Origin of the sequence: Saccharomonospora halophila 8, from assembly GCF_000383775.1 — a bacterium.
Taxonomy (GTDB): Bacteria; Actinomycetota; Actinomycetes; order Mycobacteriales; family Pseudonocardiaceae; genus Saccharomonospora; species Saccharomonospora halophila.
This window is the reverse complement of the sequence record NZ_KB912567.1, coordinates 4,991-7,302: the sequence shown is the minus strand read 5'-3', so window position 1 is coordinate 7,302 and position 2,312 is coordinate 4,991. Positions and strand designations below refer to the sequence as shown.

The window sequence follows — 2,312 nt, the reverse complement described above, 5'->3', positions numbered from 1 at the left end:
AGGGAACCGATCCGGGCGGCGGGGCCGCGACGGGCGTGGGCGGGAACGGGGCGGCACCGGGGTCCGCGATCCGCAGCAGCCGGGTCTCGGACACATCCGCCGGGCTCGGCGCCGTGGTCCGCCGGTCGGTGTTCACCAGCGCCTTCGCCCGGGACCCGGATTCCGGTGTCGGCCCGGGTTCCGGCGTCCGCCCGTTTTCCGGTGTCGGTTCGGGTTTCCGTGTCGGTTCGGGTTCCGGTGTCGGCCGGGGGGCCGGTGTGCCCGACGCCTCGGCGAGGACGTCCTCGCTCCGCCGCCGGTGCTCACCCCGGCTGATCATGCCTTCCGCGAGTTCGCGGTCGAGCTCGCGCAGGTCGTCCTGCCACGTCATCGCGCAACTCCCCGGCCCGGTGCGGCGCCACCGGCTGTCGCGCCACCCTTCCGTGGGTCATTGTGCCGGTAGACTCGACGCCATGTGGATGTTCGGACGGGACAGGACGAGGCTCGTCTCCGCCGAGGAGGCGTTGCCCGGTCGCGCGGAGCCGCTCGCGACGCCGGAGACGCACGCGGTGTACCCGGACCGGCGGATCAAGCCGCCGTTTCCGGAGGGGATGCGCACGGCCGTGTTCGGGCTCGGCTGTTTCTGGGGCGCCGAGCGGGTGTTCTGGCGGACGCCGGGCGTGTACTCCACCGCGGTCGGCTACGCGGGCGGGCACACCCCGAACCCGACGTACGAGGAGGTGTGCTCCGGCCTGACCGGGCACACCGAGGCCGTGCTCGTCGTGTACGACCCGGACCGGGTGTCCTACGAGACGCTGCTCAAGGTGTTCTGGGAGAACCACGATCCGACCCAGGGGCTGCGCCAGGGCAACGACGTGGGGTCCCAGTACCGCTCGGCGGTCTACACCGCCGACGCCGACCAGGAGGCCGTCGCCGGGGCGTCCCGGGAGGCGTTCCAGAAGGCGCTGCATGGTGCGGGGCACGGCGAGATCACGACCGAGATCGCACCCGCGGGTCCGTTCTACTACGCGGAGGACTACCACCAGCAGTACCTCCACAAGGTGCCGAACGGTTACTGCGGCCTCGGTGACACGGGCGTGTCCTGCCCGGTGGGGGTCGGCGTCCCGGGGGACTGACGTCGCCGCGCGACGACCGCACCGGCCACGGGGTGCGCCCCTGTGGCCGGTGCCGTGCGGGCGCGAAGACGGGGGAGATCAAGAAAAAGGCCCCGGAAACCGGGGCCTGGATCTGTCTGTGCCTGCCGCATGTCAGGCGTGACCGAGAGCGGACGACGGGATTCGAACCCGCGACCCTCACCTTGGCAAGGTGATGCGCTACCAGCTGCGCTACGTCCGCACATCCGGAACTCCATCCGGTGTGGGTCCTAGTGTATACCCCGGTCCGTCGCCACTCGATCGGGGGCCCTTCGATTACGGACGGAACACGACGGGTGACGACGCCGAAGCGCACTCCGTATGGTGTTCAAAGTTCAACGGAAGGCTCATCCAGCGGAAGACTCCGTGCGGCCCGGGAGGGGGTGCCTGTCGTGACGGACAGGGCGACGGCCGACTCCGTGAGCGCGGGGCTGATCGACCGCCTCCGTGCCGGTGACGATACCGCCCTGGGGGAGTTGTTCGAGGCGCACGAGCCCGCGGTCCGGCGGCTCGCCCGCGGCCTGGGCACGGACACGGCCGAGGCCGACGACATCACCGCGGAGACCTTCTTCCGGGTGTTGCAGGCGGTCCGGCGGGGCAGCGGACCCCGGGACAACGTGCGCGCCTACCTGATGACGGTGGCGCGCCGGGTCGCCTGGGAATGGCAGGGATCCCGCCGGGATGTGCCGGTGACCGACGAGGAGCTCACCTCGCGGGCCGGGGGCCAGGCCGACCCCCAGGCCGGCACGGCCGAGGCCGCCCTGATCACCAGGGCGTTCTCCACGCTCCCCGAACGGTGGCGGACCGTGCTGTGGCAGACCGAGGTCGAGGGCGCCGCGCCCGCGACGCTCGCCCGGCACTTCGGGCTCAGCGCGAACGCGACGGCCGCCCTGGCCCGGCGTGCCCGGATCGGCCTGCGGGCCGCGTATCTCCAGGCGCACCTCACCACCGACCGGGAGGCGAACGGGTGTCGTTCGGTCCGGGAGAAGCTCGGTGGGTACACCGCGGGCAGCGTCACCGGCGCGGAGTCCCGCAAGGTCGAGCAGCATCTCGCCCGGTGCGTCCCCTGCCGCGCGACCCACGACGAGCTGCGGCAGGTGTGCTCGGCCCTGCGCGCGCACGCGGGTGTCCTCGTGCCGCTGGTCCCGCTCTTCGCGTTCCCGGCCGGCGCCGTCCTCG

Annotated in this window: 2 protein-coding genes, 1 tRNA gene and 1 pseudogene; 2 read left to right on the top strand and 2 right to left on the bottom strand. The window is 72.6% G+C overall.

Going from position 1 to position 2,312, the window contains the following annotated elements:
* Nucleotides 1–370: pseudogene (locus tag SACHA_RS25665) on the bottom strand (hypothetical protein); the annotation flags it as partial.
* 82 nt (nucleotides 371–452) lie between these two features.
* On the opposite strand from SACHA_RS25665, the gene msrA reads away from it, so the two are divergent.
* Nucleotides 453–1,115: a peptide-methionine (S)-S-oxide reductase MsrA gene (gene msrA, locus SACHA_RS0115950; RefSeq protein WP_019811345.1), complete on the top strand. Its 663-nt coding sequence runs from the start codon at nucleotides 453–455 to the stop codon at nucleotides 1,113–1,115.
* A gap of 147 nt (nucleotides 1,116–1,262) precedes the next feature.
* Here the strand turns inward: msrA and SACHA_RS0115945 are convergent.
* Nucleotides 1,263–1,335 (bottom strand) — tRNA-Gly (locus SACHA_RS0115945).
* Between the two features lie 190 nt (nucleotides 1,336–1,525).
* On the opposite strand from SACHA_RS0115945, the gene SACHA_RS22575 reads away from it, so the two are divergent.
* Nucleotides 1,526–2,312 (top strand): sigma-70 family RNA polymerase sigma factor (locus SACHA_RS22575; protein WP_019811343.1); only part of this gene is annotated, 787 nt, incomplete at its 3' end.

What these genes read in the sequence shown, in the direction of transcription:
- msrA (WP_019811345.1), top strand. Translation starts at nt 453, where the DNA reads ATGTGGATGTTCGGACGGGACAGGACGAGGCTCGTCTCCGCCGAGGAG.